This window comes from Arthrobacter sp. TJ-265, from assembly GCF_058269135.1.
The window spans coordinates 310,225-330,778 of record NZ_JBZCND010000003.1; the positions used below are offsets into that span (position 1 = coordinate 310,225).

The following is a 20,554-nucleotide window of genomic DNA, read 5'->3' on the forward strand; positions in this document are numbered from 1 at the left end:
AGGGTGCACCGGCTGGGGCCGCTTCACATGACGGACCGGGTGAGGTCGGCGCCACATCGCCGGGTAAAATCCGACCATCATCCGTCGTATCCAGTGCCGTATACGCCCGTTTTCCGTGACCTGAAAGCAGGCCGTTGTGACAGTGCCCCTCGAAGTGACAGCCCCACCCGCCGGCGACCGGCTCGGAGATGCGGGAGGAGACGTCAGTGCCGAACTCCGGGCCGACGTGCGGCGTGTCAGCACCCTGCTGGGCGAATCCCTCGTGCGGCAGCACGGGCAGGAGCTGCTGGACCTCGTGGAACGCGTCCGCCTGCTCACGAAGCAGTCCAAGGAATCGGGCAGCGTCAGCGACGCCGGTGAGCGCGCGGAGCTGGCCGGTCGCGTGCGCGAGCTGCTCGCGGACCTGCCCATCGACCAGGCGACGGACCTGGTGCGGGCCTTCGCCGCCTACTTCCACCTGGCCAACGCCGCGGAGCAGGTCCACCGCGTGCGCGGCCTGCGCGCACGGCCCGAGGAGGACGGCTGGCTCGCGCAGACCGTCTCCCGCATCGCGTCCGACGCCGGTCCCGGCGCGCTCGCCGTCGTCGTCGCCTCCCTCGACGTGCGCCCCGTCTTCACGGCGCACCCCACCGAGGCGTCGCGGCGGTCGGTCCTGGACAAGCTCCGCCTCCTGTCGGACATCCTCGCCGAGGCCACGCCGGAGGGCTCCCAGCGCCGACGCCGTCAGGACCGGCGGCTCGCCGAGGTCATCGACCTGATCTGGCAGACGGACGAACTGCGGCAGGTCCGGCCCACGCCGATCGACGAGGCCCGGAACGCCATCTACTATCTCGGCGGCATCCTCACCACGTCCATGCCCGAACTGCTCGAGGATCTCTCCGACCTCCTCGCCGAGCACGGCGTGGCGCTGCCCGCCGAGGGGGCCCCGCTCCGGTTCGGCTCGTGGATCGGCGGCGACCGTGACGGCAATCCGAACGTCACCGCGGCCGTGACCCGCGAGATCCTGCAGATCCAGAACCAGCAGGCCGTCCGCATCGCGATCCATTTCATCGACCGGCTCATCTCCTCGCTCTCGTCCTCGACCGCGATCGTCGCGGCGTCCGAGGAGCTGACGGCATCCATCCAGCGCGACCTGGCGAACCTCCCCCGGCTGGACAAGCGGATCCTCGAGCTCAACGCCCAGGAGCCCTACCGGCTCAAGCTGACCTGTGTGAAGGCCAAGCTCCTCAACACCGCCGCGCGGGTGCAGAACCATTCGGCGCACGAGCCCGGCCGGGACTACAACGACACCGCACAGGTGCTGGCGGATCTCGAGCTCGTCGGGAACTCCCTCCGGGAGCACGCGGCGGGCCTCGCCGCGGACGGCGCCCTGGCCACCGCGTCGCGCGTCATCTCGTCCTTCGGGCTGCACCTCGCGACCCTCGACATCCGCGAACACGCCGACATGCACCACGACGTGATCGCCCAGCTGACCGACCGGCTCGGCGAGCTGGAGGTCCCCTACCTCGAGCTGTCCCGGGCCGACCGCCTCCGCACGCTGTCGGACGAACTGGCCTCCCGGCGTCCGCTGGCGACGGCGAACCCTCCCCTCGACGACGCCGCACGCCGCACGTTCGACGTCTTCCGCGAGATCGCCTCCGCACTCGAGACCTACGGCCCCGACGTCATCGAGACCTACATCGTCTCCATGACGCGCGGCGCGGATGACGTGCTCGCCCCGGTGGTGCTGGCCCGCGAGGCCGGACTGGTCGACGTCGTCGGGAACGGCTCCGGGGGCGCCGACTCCGGCGCGTTCGCGAAGATCGGCTTCGCGCCGCTCCTGGAGACGGTCGACGAGCTGCGGGTCTCCGCCCGGATCGTGGACACGCTCCTGTGCGATCCCACGTACCGGGAGGTGGTGCGCCTGCGCGGTGACGTGCAGGAGGTGATGCTCGGTTATTCGGATTCCAACAAGGAATCGGGCGTGCTCACGAGCCTCTGGGAGATCCACAAGACGCAGCGGCTCCTCCGCGACGTCGCCGCGAAGCACGGGGTGGGGCTTCGCCTGTTCCACGGCCGCGGCGGTTCCGTGGGCCGGGGTGGCGGACCGACGTACGACGCCATCGTCGCCCAGCCCAACGGCGTCCTCGAGGGCGAGATCAAGTTCACCGAGCAGGGCGAGGTCATCAGTGACAAGTACTCGCTGCCCGCCCTCGCCCGGGAGAACCTCGAGCTGTCCCTGGCCGCGGTCATGCAGGGTTCCGCACTGCACCGCACACCCCGCTCGTCGGACGACGAGCGGGATCGCTGGGCGGAGGTGATGGAGACGGTGTCGGACGCCGCGTTCGCCCGCTACCGCTCGCTGATCGACCACGAGGACCTTCCGGCGTACTTCCTCGCCTCCACGCCCGTGGAGCAGCTCGGCTCGCTCAACATCGGCTCGCGTCCCGCCAAGCGGCCGGATTCGGGCAGCGGCCTCGGTGGGCTCCGCGCCATCCCGTGGGTCTTCGGCTGGACGCAGTCCCGGCAGATCGTCCCCGGCTGGTTCGGCGTCGGCTCCGGACTGCGCGCTGCGCGGGAGGCAGGCCATGAGGGACTGCTCGCGGAGATGCTGGAGCGCTGGCACTTCTTCCGCACCGTGGTGTCGAACGTGGAGATGACCCTCGCGAAGACGGACCTGGAGATCGCCGCGCACTACGTCGAGGCCCTCGTGCCGGACGACCTGCAGCACCTGTTCGGGGTCATCCGGGAGGAGTACGAACTCACGCTCGCCGAGATCAGGCAGCTGACGGGTGAACACGAACTGCTCGACAACCAGCCGGTCCTCAAGCGCTCCCTCGCGGTGCGCGACCAGTACCTCGACCCGATCTCCTACCTCCAGGTGGAACTGCTGCGCCGTGTGCGGTCCGAGGCCGACGGCGGGCAGCCCGACGGGCCGCTCCAGCGCGCGATGCTGATCACCATCAACGGCGTCGCCGCGGGGATGCGCAACACGGGCTGAGCCCGGCGCTGGGCTCAGCCCCGCGCCCGCCCACCCGGGCTAGTAGCGCGAGTCCTCGTAGTCGCCGCCCCCCAGGTGGACGGGCTCGCGCCGGGCGTCCTGCTGCGCCCGCAGCCAGTGCCGATACTCGTGGTCCACCCGGTGGCGGCGCGAGCCTGCCGTGATGAGCAGCAGGAAGATCGCCAGGACGGCGAAGAACGCCAGGTTCATCGCGAACGGCTCGCCCAGCACCCGTTCGACGGCGATCCACAGCAGCCCCCACGAGGTCGCCACGGCCACGGCAAGGCGTCCGCGGTCCGTCGAGCAGATGATGGCGGCCGTCACGAGGACGGCCGTGATCCCGAGGATGGACCACGCGACACCGGACCAGCCGAAGAGGTCCGCGCCCGTCGCCGTGAGGAACGCCGCCCAGTTCGCGGCCGCCGCCAGGAGCACCCAGCCCAGGTAGAGACCGATCGGCGTATCCACGAGCGCACCCTCGAGCCGCGTCTCGTTGGGGTGGTCGTTCATGGTCCGGACGGCGGACAGGAGTGCGAAGAAGAGCAGCATGATGACCACGAGGCTCAAGGTCAGCAGGCCGGCCTGTGCGCTCAATATCCATGCGAGGTTGAGGAGCATGGAGGCCGCCACGGTCCAGCCGAGGCCCCGCTGGCGGTCTGTCCTCCGCTGCGACGGCAGCCACTGGAACACCGTGTACGCCACCAGGCCCACGTAGATCACGCTCCAGATGGAGAAGGCCGCCGACGACGGCGCCAGCAGCGTCGCGTCCGGGGCGAACAGGCCGCCGGCGGCGTCCCGGATCGACGGGCCGCCGAAGGCGCCGACACCCGCCGCCGACCCGAGGATGCAGGCGAGGGCGCATACCGTCACGACCACCTGCCGGACCACGTCCCGGTCCCAGGAGGAGACCTGCCGGGCCGTCGCGCTGCTGCCGTGGTGGATGGCCCGGCCGGTCACTCCGGCCGCTTCCCTCGCGCGAACGGCCGCTGCCCTCGCCCGGACGGCCGCGACCCGGAGCCGCTCGGCGGCAGCCGCGCCGCCGTCGTCGCTGCCCTGGCGGCTCGGGATCTCCTTGCTGCCCTCGGCCCCGGTGGGCGCATCGAGGGTGCGGGTGCCGCCGCTGGGGTCGTTCCTGCTGCCGGCGGCACCCGGGCCGCGCGAGGCATCGGACCGGTCGTGGCCGTCCGCGCGTGAGGCGCCGTACCCCACGCCGCCGGACCTTCCTTCGCTCGCCGCCGTGGTCGCAGCGGCCGGGCGGTCGGGCCCGTCGTGGTCGGCAGCACCGGCACCCCGTGGCTGCGCGGCCTTGAGGCGTTCGAGGACACCCGTCGACTCGGAGGAGCGCGGGGCGGCGGGAGCTTCCTGTGCGACGGTCGGAGGCCTGACCGGCTTGTCAGGGAGCCTCGGACCCGGGTTCTTCGGGGTGCTCATGCGCGTTCTTGGCCTTCCGGTGTCTCTTCAGGGCGATGATTGCTGCCGTGATGGCTCCCACCAGCGTACCGACCACCATTCCGAGCAGCGCGCCCATCCAGGCGGGCAGCCCGGTCGAAGCGCCCGCGACGAAGCCGAGGCCGACCAGCCACGCCGTCCACAGCGCCCCTCCGGTGCCCGCCGCGAGCATGAAGGGGCGGAGGGGCAGTTCGGCGATGCCTGCCGCGGAGACGCTCGCGGTGCGCCCGCCGGGCAGGAAGCGCACGGCGACGACGGCGGCGTAGGTGGGCGACGAGCCCGCCTTCGCGATGGCCTCACGCAGCCCCCGGTGGACCCGGCGCCCCCAGCGGAAGCGGTCGAGGACATGCGTGAGCCGACGCCGGAACAGGAGGAACAGGGCCACATCCCCGAGCCAGCTGCCGGCCCATGCGACGAGGCCCGCGACGGGCAGCAGGAGCATGCCGTCGGCGGCCATGGTGCCGGCGCCGATCACGAGCAGTTCGGAGGGCACGACGGGGAGCACCACATCGGCGACGACGACGGCGAACATGACGAGGAGGTAGAGCGGGTCGGGGATGTCCGTTCCGGGCAGGTCCACTCCGCAAATGTACCGTCCGGACCCGGGGCACCGCCGGGGCCCCGGGAGGAAACCGGTCCGGGCCAGGGGACGAACATGGTCGAGAAAACGGTCCAGCACCCGGTGGAGAACCCGTGGAGAACCCGTGGAGAACCGGGTCGGGAGTCGGTACGGATCAGGGCAGGGTCAGGCGAAGCAGGCCAGGGTGAGGCCGGACTCGAAGCTCCGCTCGGTGCCGTCCACCGGGTCCGTGAACGCGATGCTGTGGGCGAGGAGTTGCAGCGGCCGGGTGTAGTCGTCGGGCGCCTGCGGGTGCAGCACCGGGTAGAACGGGTCGTTGACGATGCCGAGCCCGAGGGATGCCATGTGCAGCCGGAGCTGGTGGGTCTTCCCGGTGTGCGGCTGCAGCCGGTACAGGCCGCGGTCCGCGCGCTGATCCAGCAGGCTCACCGTGGTGTGGGTGTTCGCCGGTCCCTCGACCTCCTGGGCCAGCAGATAGGTCCGGGACTTCACGATCCTGCTGCGCACGTCCTGCGGCTCGTCGTCGAGCCGCAGCTCCGGCCGGACGGGCGCCACGGCCCGGTACTCCTTGCTGATGCGCCTGTTCTCGAAGAGCAGCTGGTAGGCGCCGCGGGTGTCCGGATCGACGGAGAACATGAGGATGCCGGCCGTCATTCGGTCCAGCCGGTGCATGGGGATCAGGTCCGGGATGCCGAGTTCCACGCGCAGCCGCACGAGGGCGGACTCCGCCACGTACATGCCGCCCGGCGTGGTCGGCAGGAAGTGCGGCTTGTCGACGACGAGCAGGTGATCGTCCTGATGCAGGATGGAGAGCTCCACGGGCAGCCGCTCCTCGACCGGCAGCTCACGGTAGTACCAGACGAAGGTGTGCTCACCGAGTGGTGTGGACCGTGTCAGGACCTCGCCGCCCAGCGCGACGACCTCGCCGCGGTCGAAGCGCTCGCCGATGCCCTCGGGATCCACGTGGTCGAAACGGTCGAGGATGTAGTCGAGGGCGGTCTCCCACGGACCCTCCACCGGCAGGCGGAGCCGTGTCGCGTTGACGCCGTTGCGTACGGGCAGGGGTGATCTCATCGCCATCAGCGCATCACCCGTCCGAATCCGTCCACCTGGTCAGGGTAATGCCGCGCCGGCAGGGGCATCCAATCGCGGCTGGCAGTGCGGACAGTAGTAGAGCTCGCGCAGTTCGGTCTCCTTGTCCCCGAGCTGTTCGAGCGCGACGGGCGTGCCGCAGCGCAGGCAGCCCCGTCGGGACCGCCCGTACACCCAGAGCGTGTTGCCGCGGAGCTGTCCTGTCGTCGCCCGGGTGCTGCGCTCCTTGTTCACCTCGAGGAGCTTCTTGGACAGCTCGACCATGCGCGGCAGGTTCGGCACCTCGCCCACCGGGGTGAGCGGATGGACGCCGGCGAGGAAGCACAGCTCGCACCGATAGACGTTGCCGATGCCCGCGAGGTTCCGCTGGTCGAGCAGGGCGAGGCCGATGGGCCGCTCCGGCTGCTCCCTCAGCCGCCGCAACGCCTCCTCCGCATCCCAGTCGGGGCCGAGCAGGTCGGGTCCCAGGTATCCGACGGCGTCGTCCTCCTCGGCGCGGGGGATCACCCGCAGGAAGCCGAGTTCGAAACCGACGACGACGGCGTCCTCGGTCTCCAGGATGCAGCGCGCCTTGAACGCCGGCCTCCGCCACTTCTCCCCGCGGGCGTAGACGTGCCAGAGGCCCTCCATCTTGAGGTGCGAGTGGATGTCCCAGCCGTCGTCGCCCCCGCCCCGGATCAGCAGGTGCTTCCCGCGGGACACCGCCTCCTGCACGGTGTCACCCGTGAAGTCCACGGTGGCGAAGCGGGGCACGCGGATGTCGCAGCGTGTCAATGTCTTCCCGGCGAGGGCGCGGTGCAGTTCGCGGGCGGCGCGCCACACGGTATCCCCCTCAGGCACGGATCCTCAGTCCCCTCGGTGTCGTGTAGAAGCCGGCGTCGGCGAGCGCTCGCCCGATGTCCGTGTCCAGGATCTCGCCGCCGTTGACCTTCTCGAGGGCCATCTTGTCCGCGGCCCCCCGGCGGATGATGGTGACCAGCGCCAGCGCAGCCGCCCGCAGGACGTCGACGTCCTCGGTGAAAGCCAGCAGCGTCTTGCCGCCCCGCTCCACGTACAGTGCGAGCGCTCCGTCCACGAGCACGACGAGCGCCCCGGCCTTCCGCCCGGCGCGGTGACCGCCGTCGGCCTGCGGCCAGCTCAGCGCCGCGCCGTAGGGGTTGGCCGGGTCCGTGGCCGCGAGGGCCACCGCCTTCAGGGGTGGAGCCTCCCCGCCGAGGACGTCCTGGGCGGTGGGCAGTTGGTTGTCGGCGCTGAAGGAGCGCAGGCGGTCCACCGTGGCGGGCACGGCGAACTGCGCGGCGCCGAGGTGCTCGATGAAGTAGCCGCGCCGGCACCGTCCCATCTCCTCGAGCCGCGCCAGCACCTTGTACATGAGGCCGAACCCTCCGGGGATGCCCTCGTTGCCGACGGCCCCGCGCGTGACGACGCCGTAGCGGTCGAGGAGCAGTTCGGCCTGCGCGTGGGCGTGCAGGGTCGTCTCCGCCTCGACCGCGGGCAGCATGTTCCAGCGGCCGGCGGCCAGGGGAGGGGTGGCCCGCTGGTAGCCGCCGGTAGCGGCGTCGTCGCCCGCGACGCTCAGGCGCATCGAGGCCCCGGTCAACGACTTGCCGGGGGCACGGCCCAGCCGCCCGGCCCGCGAGGTCCGCGCGCGGGCGGGGACCGGCCGTTGCTTGTGGGCCGTCTTGCCGTTCGCGAGGAGGGCGCGCACCGGGGAGAACGTGTCGTTGCTGATCCTGCCCACCCACACCAGGTCCCACAGCGCGGTGACGACGGCGGTGTCCGACGTCGCCTCCTGCACGTCGAGCTGGTTGGTGAGCTGTCGCAGGAAGTACCCGCCGCCGCCGGCGAGGAGCTCGAGCAGCCCGGTGTGGAGGGCCGTCGGCTCGAAGGTGGGGTCGGGGCGGAGGGTCAGGGGGGCGTTCTCGGCCAGGTGCAGGGCGATCCAGCCGTCGTTGCCGGCCAGTGACCCGGCGCCGGACCACAGCACCTCGCCGGTGGCCGTCAGCTCGTCGAGCATGGCAGGCGCGTAGTTCGCCACGCGCTGGGCGAGGATCAGCGGCTCCCACGCCGAGGCGGGGATGGGGACGCCGGAGAGCTGGTCGATGACGGTGACCACGCCGTCCAGGCCGCGCAGGCCGGAGCCGATGTGCTGCCAGGCGGGCAGGAACCGCCCGTAGGCGGCGGGGTCCACCGGCTCGACCTCCTGGCGGAGGGCGGCCAGCGACCGGCGGCGCAGGCGCCGGAGGACCTCGGCGTCGCACCACTCGCTGGCGGCCGGCGCGTGCACGGTGATGGTGCCGGGCTCGGCGCCGGACGCCGCCGAGATGTCGAGCACGGGCACCGACTCGGCGGGGCGGAACTCGCCCTCGACCACGCGGCCGGCGCCGGCGAGGCGCTGCAGCGATCCGGCGACGACGGCGACGCCGAGGCCCAGGCGGGATGCCGCTTCGGCGGCCGTGAAGGGACCGTGCGTCCGCGCGTAGCGCCCCACGAGGTCCCCGAGCGGATCGTCGACGGGCTCGATGAAGGCCAGGGGGATGCCCATGGGCAGGGGGACACCGAGGGCGTCCCGCAGGCGGGCGGCATCCTCGACGGCCGAGATGCGCTCCACGCCGCCGATGTGGACGGTCAGTGCGCGGTTGGCCTTCACGAGGGCGGCCACGTGCCCGCGGACCACGTCCGGTGAGGCCCTCACAGGATTCGGGGTGGCGGGAACGTCCGCGGCGAGCAGCTCCTCGTCCGAGGGATCGTCGGACGGGGACGCCTCGTCGTCCGCGCCGTCGCCGACAGCCCGGAGGGTCGCGCCTGACGGCGGGGCGCTGTCGACGAGGGCGGAGGCGGCGGCCTGCTCGTCGGCGGGTGCCGCGAGGCGCTCGGCGATCTCCTCGACGGTCAGGGGTCCGAGCAGGCGCAGCAGGTCGGCGACGCCCTCGAGCCCCCGGGCGAGGCGGTCCTGCTTGAGGCGCTGCAGCTCGAGTTCCGTGTCGGCGATGACCCGGGCATCGAGCAGCTCCCGCAGTTCGGCCCGGCCGAGCAGCTCGTTGAGGAGGGTCGGGTCGAGCGAGAGCGCGGCGGCCCGGCGCTCGGCCAGCGGGGAGTCGCCCTCGTACAGGAAGGACGCCACGTAGCCGAACAGCATGGAGCGCGCGAACGGGGAGGGCTGCTGCGTGGTGACCTCGACGATTCGCAGTTCCCGGCGTTCGAGCGAGGCCGCGAGATCCTTCAGGGCGGGGAGGTCGTAGACGTCCTGCAGGACCTCGCGCACGGTCTCGAGGACGATCGGGAACGTCGGGTACTTCTTGGCGACGTCGAGCAGCTGCGCCGACCGCTGCCGCTGCTGCCACAGCGGGGTCCGCTTGCTCGGATTCTGGCGGGGCAGCAGCAGGGCGCGGGCCGCGCACTCGCGGAAACGGGACGCGAAGAGCGCGGACCCGCCCACCTCGGCCGTCACGATGCCGTCGAGCTCCTCGGCGTCGAACAGGAACAGGTCGGCGCCGGGCGGCTCGTCGTCCATGAGCGGGACGCGCAGCACGATGCCGTCGTCCGAGGCCATCGCCGATCCGTCCATGCCGTAGCGCTGCTCGAGCCGTGCGCCCACGGCGAGCGCCCAGGGTGCGTGCACGGGCATGCCGAAGGGGCTGTGCAGGACCACGCGCCAGTCGCCGAGCTCGTCGTGGAACCGTTCGACCACGAGCGTCCTGTCGTTCGGCACCACTTCGGTGGCCTCGCGCTGCTCGCTGAGATAGGTGATGAGGTTCCCCGACGCCCAGGTGTCGAGCCCGATCCTCTCGCACCGCTCCTGCGCCTTCTCCGGTGTGGCGCCGGACATCTCTCGTCGGAAGGCGCCGAGGGCACGCCCCAGTTCGACGGGCCGACCGAGGGAGTCGCCCTTCCAGAACGGGAGCTTGCCGGGCTGGCCGAAGGCGGGGGAGACCAGCACGCGGTCGTGTGTGATCTCCTCGATGCGCCAGCTCGTGGCGCCGAGGGCGAAGACGTCGCCCACGCGTGACTCGTAGACCATCTCCTCGTCCAGCTCGCCCACGCGGCGGCCGCCGGCGCGCGGGCCCTCGCCCTCCGAGCCGACGAGGAACACGCCGAACAGTCCGCGGTCGGGGATGGTGCCGCCCGAGGTGACGGCAAGGCGCTGCGCTCCGGGCCGTCCGGTGATGGTGCCCTCCACGCGGTCCCAGATGATGCGCGGGCGCAGTTCGGCGAACTCGTCGGACGGGTAGCGTCCGGCGAGCAGGTCGAGGGTCGCGTCGAAGGCGGAGCGGGGCAGGGTGGCGAACGGCGCGGAGGTCCTGACGACGTCGAACCACTCCTCGACGTCGATGGTGCCGAGCGCCACGGCCGCGACGGTCTGCTGCGCGAGGATGTCGAGCGGGTTGGTGGGGATGTAGAGGGGTTCGATCTGCCCGGCGAGCATGCGCTCCACCGTGACGGTGGTGTTGATGAGGTCTCCGCGGTGCTTGGGGAAGAGCACGCCCTGCGACACCTCGCCCACCTGGTGGCCCGCGCGTCCCACGCGCTGCAGGCCGCTCGCCACGGAGTGTGGCGACTCGACCTGCACCACGAGGTCCACGGCGCCCATGTCGATGCCGAGCTCCAGTGAACTGGTGGCGACCACGCAGCGGAGTCGTCCCGATTTGAGGTCGTCCTCGATCAGGGCGCGCTGGTCCTTGGAGACCGATCCGTGGTGGGCGCGGGCGAGGAGCGCCTCGGCGCCGGTGGTCTGCCCCGCCTGGGCCATCATCTGCGCCGGCGTCGTGGTGGTGTGCGCGAACGGGGGGGCGGGTGCGGGCTCGACGGCGGCCGGGTCACCGCCCGCCGCCCATGCGGCGTCGCGCTCGCGGCGTTCCGCGTGGATCTCGTTGAGCCGCGCGGTGAGGCGCTCGGCGAGGCGGCGTGAGTTGGCGAAGACGATCGTGGACCGGTTCTGCTCGATCAGGTCGACGATCTTCTCCTCGACGTGCGGCCAGATGCTCGCCTGGGGCACGGCGTCGCCGTCGTCCTCGGTGTTCGCCGCCGCACCGCCGAGCTCCGTCATGTCCTCCACCGGCACGGTGACGGTCAGGTCCCACTGCTTCTTCGACGGCGGGGCGACGATCTCCACGGGGGCGTTGCCCGAGAGGAAGCGGGCCACCGTCTCCTTCGGCTCCACCGTGGCGGAGAGCCCGATGCGCTGCACGGGTTTCTCGAGCAGGGCGTCGAGGCGGGCCAGCGACACCGCCAGGTGCGCGCCCCGTTTGGTACCCGCGACGGCATGGACCTCGTCGATGATGACGGTGTCCACCTCCAGGAGCGTCTCGCGTGCCTTCGAGGTCAGCATGAGGAACAGGGACTCGGGCGTGGTGATGAGGATGTCCGGCGGCCGCGTCAGCATGGCCCGGCGTTCGGCCTGCGGGGTGTCGCCCGAGCGGACGCCGACGGTGATGCTGGGCGCGGGCAGGCCGAGGCGCTTCGCCGTCTGCGTGATGCCGATCAGCGGGGCCCGCAGGTTCCGCTCGACGTCGACGCCGAGCGCCTTCAGGGGCGAGATGTAGAGGACGCGCGTGCTGCGCTTCGGCTTCGCCGGGGCCTTCCGGCCCTTGGCGGGGGTCGCTGACTCGGGTTCGACGTCGCCGCTGCCCTCGCCGGAGGCGATCAGCCGGTCCAGCGCCCAGAGGAACGCGGCGAGGGTCTTGCCCGAGCCGGTGGGTGCGACGACGAGCGCGTTCGAGCCCGCGGAGATGGCGGACCAGGCGCCCTCCTGGGCGGGAGTGGGTTCGGAAAAGGCTCCCGCGAACCACTCATGGGTTGCGGGGGTGAACCTCGTCAGTACCTGCGTCACTCCCTCATCATGCCCCAGCGCACCGACACTCGGTCAGGACGCCGACCTGCAGGAAAGGACTAGGCGGCGGGCTGCAGGGGACTGATCGTCATCAGCACGATCGATGCGGCCGAACAGGCCGGAAGCGCCTGGGGCAGGACGAGCGAGTCGGTGGCGCCGGGCGGGTAGACGCGAAGGCCGGTCGCGGGCGTGAGGCCGCAGTCCGCGCCGTAGTTCTGGGCGTTGGTCTGCCTCAGGGTGGCCGTGGCTGAGCCGCCCGGGGCGAGGAGCACCGGCGCAGAAGCCGTCCCGTCCCGGTCCGCGGGGGCGCCGATTTGGTTGCCCGAACCGTCGACGGAGGAGACTCCCGGGTACCCCGCGACCGTGCACCCCTGATCCGAGGCGTTGGTCAGCACGAGTGTGCGGTACACGCTCCCGGCGGCACCGCCGCCCGCCTGGTCCTGGATGGACCCCGTCAGCTGGGCGGCAGTGCAGGTGCCTGCCGCGGCCGGCGTGGACGCCTCGGGTGACGGCGACGCGCTCGGCGCGGGGACCGCAGCGTCCGCGGGTGCGGTCGTGGGTGCGGTGGACGGCGAGGCCGTGGCCGACGGTTCCGGCGCGGGTGTCGTGGCTGGCGCCGTCGACTCCGAGGACGGTTCCGTGGACGGTGATCCGGACGGCGTCGGTGCTTCGGTCGCGGTCTCGGACGTCGATGCCGCCGGTTCTCCGGCCCCCGGATCCGACGCCGCGCAGCCGCTCACGGCGACGAGTGCTCCAGCAGCCGCAATGGCCGCGATCCAACGCTTGCTCCCCAGCAGTGTAGTCATGGGCTCACCCTACGGCCGCGGCCCCCGACGCCACAGAGGTCCGACACGTCGTACCGAGATCGTTACCTCGGCGGCTTATTCGTGATGGTACGAGCGCCCGCCCGCGATCTCCTGCGCCCGGTACACCTGCTCGGCGAGGATGAGTCGTACGAGCTGGTGCGGGAAGACCAGGGGAGACAGGGACCAGGTGAAATCGGCCCGCTGGTGCACCTGCTGGTCCACGCCGTATGCGCCTCCGATGATCACCGTGACGCTGCGTGAGGCCTCGAGCGGTTTCAGCAGGGTCCGGGAGAGGGCAGGCGAGTCGATGGCCCTGCCGCGTTCGTCGAGGAGGATCACGTAGTCGGTCCCGAGCCTGGCGAGGAGCCGCTCCGATTCCTCCTTGCGCGCTGCATCGTGTTCCCGTGCCGAATGGGCGATGAGCTGCCAGGAGAGATCGAAGGGCTTCTTCAGCCGCCTGGAGTACCGCTCGATTCCCTCGGACACCCAGCTCTCATGCTTGCGGCCCACTGCGAGCACCCGGATTGCCATTCGTTCAGGTTATCGCCCGGGTGACGCCTTGCGAGAACCAGCCCCGTAGGGTGGAAAGCGGACGAAAGGAGCACTACATGAAGAAAATTCTCATGGTTCTGACCAGCGTTTCCGAGCTCGGCGACACGGGGGAGAAGACCGGCTACAACGTGGCCGAGGCCGCGCACCCCTGGAAGGTGTTCAAGGATTCCGGGCACTTCGTGGACTTCGCCTCGATCCAGGGCGGCCAGCCACCGCGCGACGAGGTGGACACGAAGGACCCCATCCAGGTGGCCTTCACCGAGGACGAGACCACGCGGGCGGGCCTCTACAACACGGCTCGTGTCGACGTCGTCGATCCCGGCCAGTACGACGCCGTCTACCTGGTGGGCGGCCACGGCACCATGTGGGACTTCCCGGACAGCGACGGCCTGCGGAAGCTCGTCGCCGGCATCTACAACGCGGGGGGCCTGGTGGGTGCGGTCTGCCACGGACCAGCGGGCCTGCTGGACGTCGAACTGGACAACGGTCTCCGCCTGGTCGAGGGCCGGAGGGTGGCTGCCTTCACCAATGACGAAGAGGTCGCTGTGGGGAAGGACAAGGTCATCCCGTTCTTCCTGGCGGACCGGCTCGAGGAGCAGGGCGCCACCCACGTCTCCGCCGATGCCTTCGAGGAGAAGGTCGTCGTCGACGAGCGACTGGTGACCGGGCAGAACCCGGCGTCGGCCGCGGGCGTGGCCAAGGAGATGGAGAAGCTCCTGGCCGAGGTCATCCACCAGGAGAAGGCCGAGGAGCATCACGAGACGGAGGCGCTGCGCGCCGAGAAGGACGCGCTCAAGGCCGCTGCGGCGGAGGACGAGAGCTGACCCCGCCACCTCACCCGGAGCCGGCCGGCTCCGGGTGAGGTGCGAACCCCTGCTGCCGTCACCTGGCAGCGTCCTCCCGAGACGTGATGTCGAAGGCGGGCGACTGCAACTCGGTGAAGTTCCCGACGCTGGCGCGCACGGTGCACTCGGGCGTGATCTGCAGGGCCGTGACGGTGAGCCCAGAACTGTCGACGGCGAGTGCACCGCCGCAGCCGTCGGCGAACCGCATCCCCTGCTCGCCGCCGGTGACGGCGGTGAGCATCTGTGACGGCGTGCCGGCTGCCGGACTGACGTAGAGCGGGTTCAGCTCGTCCGGGCCCCCGGCCCACACCGGGATGAGGGTGATTCTCAGGGGGCTCGGCGTCACCACCCGCGCCGGGGTGCGGACCTCCACGCCCGTCAGGCGCTGGACGGGGTAGGCGGTGCCTGTGACGGTCGGGTCCTGCGTCGCGGCCGACGTCGCTTCGGAGCCGCCGCGCACCCACGCGTCGAGTGCCTGCTGGTCGGCAGGTTGCGCCGGCACCGAGGCGGTCACCTGGACGGACCCGCCCGCCGGGACCTGCAGGTCCGACAGCGTCCAGCCGCAGGCCACGTCGAGCCCGGTGATCGAGGCCTGGTTGCGCTTCACGGAGGCACCCTCCCAGGTGACGGCGGGGCACGCCTCACCCTCCGCCATCGCGGGGACCACCTCGAGGAACTCCCCGGACAGCGGCGCCTTCTGGGCCGCGTAGGTGAGCGTCAGACGGACCCGCCCGGAGGAGGGCTCGTAGGCGGCAGCCCGCGAGATCGTCAGCCCGGTGGGCAAAGCGGTGTCCTGCGTCTGGGCGGTCAGTGGATCGCCGGAGCCGCCCGAGGCGGCCTGCTGCTCTCCAGGGCTGAGGACCACGAACCCGACGACCATCCCCACGAGGAGGAGCACCGCGGTCCCCGCGAGGAGGAGGGCCGTGCGCGTGCGCCAGAACGGGGGCGCCTCCTCGGGCTCGGGCCGGGCCTCGGCCAGGGGCCGCACGTCGCGGCGCGGCATGGGGCGGGCGATGGTCGCGCTGCCCGCGTCCCCGAGGCTCGGGACCTCCGTGTCCTCGTGCACGGGCGGGGCGGACGCCAGGGCGGCGAGGTCCGCGTCCGTGAAGGCGCCCCGGACCACCGTGGCGGGGCGGTCGACGTCGTCGAAGTCCGCCGGGGCCTCCCCGCGCGTGAGGGGCGCGCTGGAGGCGAGGCGGGCCGCGAGACGCCGGAGCGTCGCTGCCGCCTCGGGGGCGGAGGGCCGCTCCGCGGGGTCCTTGGACAGCAGCCCGGCCAGGACGTCCCAGAGGGCGTCGTCCACGGGGATCCTCGGCGGGCGTGAGGAGACATGGCGGTACGCGACGCTGAAATCCGTGCCCGGGCCGGCGAAGGGGGTGCGCCCGGCGAGGAGCTCGTAGAGCAGGACCCCCGTGGAATAGATGTCGCCCGGAGGGCCTGAGCGGCCCTGGCTGATGAGCTCGGGCGGCATGTACTGCGGGGTGCCGATGAGGCCGGTCGTCTGGCGGACCCTCTCGCCCACGACGTCGGAGATGCCGAAGTCGGAGACCCGTACGTCGCCCGGGGTCCACTCGGGCCAGGGCTGGGCGAGGAGCACGTTGTCCGGTTTGATGTCGCGGTGCGTCACGCCCCGCGCGTGGGCGAACGCCAGCGCGTCGAGTACCTCGGCGGTGACCTCCAGCGCGTCTGCGGGCCGCAGCGTACCGGCCTCCCGCACCACGCCCCGCAGCGAGCCGCCCGCGACGTAGTCCATGATGATGGCCAACCGGGCACCCTCCACCACCATGTCGCGCACCGTGACGATGGAGGGGTCCTGCAGTCCGAGCAGGACGGACCGTTCACGGACGAACCGCTCCACGAGCGAGGGGTCGTCGGCGTGCTCCGGGCGCAGGACCTTCGCGGCGAGGATGCGGTCGTCGGTCGCGGTGACGGTCCATACCTCGCCGACCGCACCGGAGCCCACCCGTTCGCCGAAGCGGTAGGACGCCCCGAGTGCCTGGCCCGTCTGTGCGAGTTGCATACCGTTCCCTCGATCTCTCCAACGCCGTCGGTCTGCTCTGCCGTGGACACCCGCGTCGGCGCCCCTGTCATCGTAGGTGCCGGTCAGCCGGGGCTGATCGACTGGACGAGGGCCACCTGCCCGCCCACGCCGAGATATCCGCGTCCGGGAGTCATCGCCACCGGCGCCTTCCGGGGGAGTGCCGTGCCCAGCAGTTCGCCGTCGTAGTCCACGTCCGGCTGCAGCAGCACGCCCAGGCGGGACTTGCGGACCGTCTTGGTCCAGTGGCCGTACAGTCCGCGCAGGTCCGCCGCCCGTCCTGCAGCGACGACGCACAGGCCCGCCTGCCCGGAGGCCACGATGCCCGCGATGGACTGGTCAGGGTCCTCGAAGCGCTCCGCGTCGTCGATCAGGAGGAACACCGGGCCGCGCTCGAGCCGCAGGGAGGCCAGCAACGCCGGCACCTCGTCCGCGCCGACGGCCGTCCGGTCGAGGGCGGCGGAGGCCAGGGGAGAACGGCGGTCGCAGATGCCCCAGACCTGGGCCACCCCCTGGGGTGTGGCCGTCCCCTGCAGGGCTGCGGCGAGAGCCATGAGCAGGGTGGACTTCCCGGACCGGGCGGGCCCGGCGATGAGCGCGTGCTCGCCCTCGTAGACCTCCAGGAACGCCGGGGAGAGGTCCGCCTCCTGGAGCCCGATCGGGATGCGCCACGGCTCGGCGTCCAACTGCGGTTCCACCCCCAGATCCTGCAGGGTGACGTCCGCGGGCAGGCGCCTGATCGCCCGGGACTTCGCGGGGGCATGGGCCCAGTTCTGCCGTACCCGTTCCACCGCCGCCTCGATGCCGATGCCGGGCGTCGCCACATGCATCTGGAGCGTGCTGCGGGGGTCCACACAGCGGCCGGGGAGTGCCGCGGGGATCTGCTTGCCCCGGACGCCGAGGGAGGAGTAGTCGTAGGTGTCCGCCAGGCGGAACAGCCACCGCTGCAGGGTCACCTCGTTCATGGCCGAGGGCACCGCCTTGGCGCGGGTGGTGGACACCGCGAAGGAGAGTCCGAGCGCCGGGCCGTCGGCGTACGCACGGTACAGCAGGTCCAGCAGTTGCTGCCCCTCGTAGTCCTGCAGCTCGTCCCGCAGCGATGCCAGGCCGTCCAGCAGCACCACGGTGCGGCGGTGGGTGCCCGGCTCCGCGCGGCGCCGCTCCAGTTCGGCGTGCAGGTGCCGTAGGAAGCGGGCCTGCTGCTCCTTGGCTCCGGCACCGGACCCCACGTAGGCCACGGTGTGTGGCAGGCCTTCCAGGGCCTCGAGCGCCCGCGAGCCCAGGTCGAGCACCATCAGGTCCAGGTCGGCCGGATCGGTGTCCCGGGCGAGGGACAGCGCAATGGACGCCAGCGTGGTGGTGGTGCCGGAACCGGCCACGCCCATCAGCATCAGGTTCCCGGCGGACAGGTCCCAGCCCGCCGGGGACTGGCGTTGCAGCTCCGGCTCGTCCATGAGGGTCACCAGCACGGAGGAGCCGCGGACGCCGCCCACTCGCGGGAGGCGGAGGGGATCCGGGTCGGCCGAGCCGTCGTCGTCCCCTTCAGCGAGGAAACCGTCGAGCTCCACGCGCTCGCCGAGGGCCTCCGGCCATACCTGACGCGGCGGCGCATAGCCGGCGTCGGCGTTGGCCCCGACCACGGCGTCGATGAGGAGGTCGAGGTCGTTCTCGTCCGACGTCGCGGGTGCCGACGGCGCCGCCGGGGCCACGGGGACACCGAACCGGCGCACCTCCCGGACATCCACTGCCGCGCCGCCGCCCACCTGTACGCGTCCCGTGACGAGGGCCGTCTGCACGGGGGTGATCTCGTCCTGCCCCAGCTTCACGAAGGCCCGGCCCATCTGGGCCCGGCCGATCGCCGAGGCCGCGGGCACGCCGATGACGTTGCTGGAGTCTTCGCGGCTCTGCACCCGCAGCGCCACGCGGAGGTTCGTGTTCGCGAGGATGTCCTCGCTCACGACGCCGGCGGGGCGCTGCGTGGCCAGGATCATGTGTACGCCCAGTGTCCGGCCCACGGCTCCCACGCTGACGAGCGCCTTCAGCACGTCCGGGAAATCCTTGGCCAGCATGGCGAACTCGTCGATCACGAGGAGCAGCCTCGGCATGGGCTCGGCCGGATTCGTGGCGAGGTAGGCATTCAGGTTGTCGATGCCCTCGCCGGCCGCCGCGAAGACCCGCTGGCGCCGCTCCATCTCCGCTTCCAGGGCCAGGAGGGCCCGGTCGGCCAGTTGCTCGTCCAGGTTGGAGATGGTGCCGATGGTGTGCGGAAGGCGCTCGCAGGCCTTGAAGGCGGCACCACCCTTGAAGTCGACGAGGATGAAGTTCAGGCGCGTGGGATCGTTGCGGGCTGCGAGGCCGGCCACGAGCGAGCGCAGGAACTCGGACTTGCCGGAGCCGGTGGTGCCGCCCACCAGGCCGTGCGGGCCGTCCTTGACGAGGTCCAGCGTGAGGGTCCCGTTCTCGTCCGTGCCAATCGGCGTGGACACTCCCGGGGATGCCTCCCACATGCGGCGGATGGTCGCCGGGTCCGGGCGCTCGTAGCCCAGGAGCCGGGGGAGCCGCACGAGGGCGGGCAGCGAGGCCCCGGGCACGCTGAGCTCCGGGTCGTCGAAGCGGGCGAGGCGCATGGCGCAGCGCAGGGCCTCCTCCTCGTCAAGACCGGCGAGGATGACGTCGTCCACGCGGGTCAGGTCCTCCGGCTGCTCCACGGTGGCCGCCGCGTCCGCACCCACCCTGATGATGGTGGTGCAGGCTGCCGGCAGTTGCTCCTCCGAGGTGGCGATGACGATGCCCGCCACCCGGGACGTGCGCTGGTGCGCCGTCAGGGAGGCCCCGGGCATGGAGCGGCCCATGCCGAGCAGTGCGCGGGCCGGGGCGTCCCGGCCCTCGGTGAGGACCTCGGAGTCCAGGACCACCAGCAGGGCCGGCGTGGGCAGGTCGGTGACCGTGTCCTTGAGCGTGCGCAGCGTCGCGAGGCTCGTCTCGCGGTGCGCGGACATCCACCGCTGGCCCGTGCTGCTGCCGGCCTGGCGCGTGTGCGGGAGCCAGGAGGCCCACTCCCACTCGTCGGCGCGCCCGGCGTCGCAGAAGACGCCGACGGTGAGGTCCGCCGGTCCCACGTGCACCGTGGCCTGGGCGAGGAGGGACCGGGCGAGCGCCAGGGTCCCCTCCCGCGGTCCGACCATGCCCACCACGCCGGCGTCGGTCAGGTCCACCAGCACGGGGGCGGCCTGCAGGCGCGCGGCCATGAGGGAGTCCTTGACCTTCTCGTGCAGCCGCGGGCCCGCTGCCCGCTCCACCGGGGGCTTCCACGGGACGTCGCCGGTACCGGCGTGCAGGGCCAGGAAGTCGTCCGCGTCGGCGCGGCGCTGCCACAGGGAGGTGGCGGGGAGGGCCGCACGCCGCACGACGGTCGCGGGGTCGGGGATCAGCCGATGGCGCAGGGCGGTCTCGGTCTCGGCCGCCGTACGGATCTGCTGCTCGAACTCCTCGATCGCCCCGGTGAAGCGGGCGTCCTCGTCCTTGAGGCCGAGGGCATGACGGCGTTTCTGTTCGAACCACATGCCCACGGCCATCACTGGGCTGAGCATGGCGAACATCGCGAAGCGGAGGTCCCGCAGGATGATGACCATGGCCACGGCCATCACGAGGGGGGCGAGCACGCTGATGTAGCTGAACTTGCTGGCCGGCGGGACGTCCTTGGGGTTCGGAGGGACCAGCGCGTCGGCCGCCGGAGCCTTCCCGGGACGGGGCGGCCGGTTGAAGGGCGCCGTCGCTGCGGGCGTCAGGTTGTGCAGGCTGCCCGGCGCGGGGGCCGGTGTCTCGTCGAGGGACCGGCGCAGCAGGAGCACCGTCCCGCCCGCGGTGATCGTGGCGATCTCGGGGACCAGGACGCCGTCGTCCCCCACCTTCTCACCGTCCACGAGGGTGCCGTTCGTCGATCCGCTGTCCAGCACCCGCACGCCGTCGTCCTCCCGGCGCAGGCGGCAATGTTCCCACGATGCGCTCTCGGCAGGCAGGGTGAGGTCCGCGTGCGGGGACCGGCCGATGAGCATCTCGCGCCCCTGCGGGACGTCGACCACCCTGCCGGCGTGCTGCCCGCCGGCGAGGGTCACACTCCAGCCGTGGATGCGCGCGGGTACCTGCCACGGCGCCCGGGCGACGCGGCTGCCCTCCAGGAGGACGAGCTCCGACACGGGGGTGGAACCGCGGACCTCGGTCTCGTCGACGAACACGGACTCGTCGGGTGCGAGGCGTGGCCCGCCGGCGGTCTCCACCAGGTCGGCCAGCGTGGTGGCCGGCGCGGCGTGCGCCACCTCGCACTCGAAGCGACGCTCGTCCAGATCGATCAGCACACGCACGGTGGCGTTCCTTCTGTCGGT

The 20,554-nt window shown here is 72.0% G+C and carries 11 protein-coding genes; 2 read left to right on the top strand and 9 right to left on the bottom strand.

Annotated features, from left to right (window positions below; genetic code table 11):
- Positions 1-154 precede the first annotated feature (154 nt).
- Entirely contained in the window at positions 155-2,980 is a 2,826-nt protein-coding gene (ppc, locus tag AC4D2E_RS13140; protein WP_490952888.1) for a phosphoenolpyruvate carboxylase, read from the top strand.
- A 39-nt stretch (positions 2,981-3,019) separates the two neighbouring features.
- On the opposite strand, the gene AC4D2E_RS13145 is transcribed toward ppc, so the two are convergent.
- From AC4D2E_RS13145 to AC4D2E_RS13175, 7 genes are all read right to left on the bottom strand, one after another.
- Positions 3,020-4,411, bottom strand: coding sequence for a TspO/MBR family protein (locus tag AC4D2E_RS13145; protein ID WP_490952889.1), 1,392 nt, complete (start codon positions 4,409-4,411; stop codon positions 3,020-3,022).
- Positions 4,374-5,009 carry a DedA family protein gene (locus AC4D2E_RS13150; RefSeq protein WP_258069811.1) on the bottom strand — a complete coding sequence of 212 codons (636 nt, stop codon included), beginning with the start codon at positions 5,007-5,009 and terminating at the stop codon, positions 4,374-4,376. Before AC4D2E_RS13150 ends, AC4D2E_RS13145 begins: the two co-directional genes overlap by 38 nt.
- Positions 5,010-5,174: 165 nt before the next feature.
- Positions 5,175-6,083, bottom strand: a complete 909-nt coding sequence (locus tag AC4D2E_RS13155; protein ID WP_490952890.1) for an RluA family pseudouridine synthase — start codon at positions 6,081-6,083, stop codon at positions 5,175-5,177.
- Between the two features lie 39 nt (positions 6,084-6,122).
- Positions 6,123-6,941, bottom strand: coding sequence for an Fpg/Nei family DNA glycosylase (locus AC4D2E_RS13160; RefSeq protein WP_490952891.1), 819 nt, complete (start codon positions 6,939-6,941; stop codon positions 6,123-6,125).
- Positions 6,934-11,931, bottom strand: a complete 4,998-nt coding sequence (locus AC4D2E_RS13165) for an Lhr family helicase (RefSeq protein WP_490952892.1) — start codon at positions 11,929-11,931, stop codon at positions 6,934-6,936. The genes AC4D2E_RS13160 and AC4D2E_RS13165 overlap by 8 nt, the downstream gene beginning before the upstream one ends.
- A gap of 59 nt (positions 11,932-11,990) precedes the next feature.
- The gene (locus tag AC4D2E_RS13170) at positions 11,991-12,737 is read right to left on the bottom strand and encodes a DUF4232 domain-containing protein (protein WP_490952893.1); all 747 of its coding nucleotides are present in this window, start codon (positions 12,735-12,737) and stop codon (positions 11,991-11,993) included.
- A gap of 75 nt (positions 12,738-12,812) precedes the next feature.
- Positions 12,813-13,268, bottom strand: a complete 456-nt coding sequence (locus AC4D2E_RS13175) for a 23S rRNA (pseudouridine(1915)-N(3))-methyltransferase RlmH (RefSeq protein ID WP_181033594.1) — start codon at positions 13,266-13,268, stop codon at positions 12,813-12,815.
- 77 nt (positions 13,269-13,345) lie between these two features.
- Between AC4D2E_RS13175 and AC4D2E_RS13180 the strand changes: the two genes are divergently transcribed.
- Positions 13,346-14,113 (top strand): type 1 glutamine amidotransferase domain-containing protein, encoded by a 768-nt coding sequence (locus AC4D2E_RS13180; RefSeq protein WP_490952894.1) that lies wholly within the window; start codon positions 13,346-13,348, stop codon positions 14,111-14,113.
- Positions 14,114-14,171: 58 nt separating this feature from the next.
- Here AC4D2E_RS13180 and AC4D2E_RS13185 read toward each other — a convergent pair whose 3' ends face one another.
- Both AC4D2E_RS13185 and AC4D2E_RS13190 read right to left on the bottom strand, forming a co-directional pair.
- Positions 14,172-16,154: a serine/threonine-protein kinase gene (locus tag AC4D2E_RS13185; RefSeq protein WP_490952895.1), complete on the bottom strand. Its 1,983-nt coding sequence runs from the start codon at positions 16,152-16,154 to the stop codon at positions 14,172-14,174.
- A gap of 83 nt (positions 16,155-16,237) precedes the next feature.
- Positions 16,238-20,533 (bottom strand): type VII secretion EssC family protein, encoded by a 4,296-nt coding sequence (locus AC4D2E_RS13190; RefSeq protein ID WP_490952896.1) that lies wholly within the window; start codon positions 20,531-20,533, stop codon positions 16,238-16,240.
- Between the last annotated feature and the right edge of the window lie 21 nt (positions 20,534-20,554).

Coding starts and splice junctions, on each gene's coding strand:
- AC4D2E_RS13145 (WP_490952889.1), bottom strand. CDS start 4,411: ATGAGCACCCCGAAGAACCCGGGTCCGAGGCTCCCTGACAAGCCGGTC.
- AC4D2E_RS13155 (WP_490952890.1), bottom strand. CDS start 6,083: ATGAGATCACCCCTGCCCGTACGCAACGGCGTCAACGCGACACGGCTC.
- AC4D2E_RS13170 (WP_490952893.1), bottom strand. CDS start 12,737: ATGACTACACTGCTGGGGAGCAAGCGTTGGATCGCGGCCATTGCGGCT.
- AC4D2E_RS13175 (WP_181033594.1), bottom strand. CDS start 13,268: ATGGCAATCCGGGTGCTCGCAGTGGGCCGCAAGCATGAGAGCTGGGTG.
- AC4D2E_RS13180 (WP_490952894.1), top strand. CDS start 13,346: ATGAAGAAAATTCTCATGGTTCTGACCAGCGTTTCCGAGCTCGGCGAC.
- AC4D2E_RS13185 (WP_490952895.1), bottom strand. CDS start 16,154: ATGCAACTCGCACAGACGGGCCAGGCACTCGGGGCGTCCTACCGCTTC.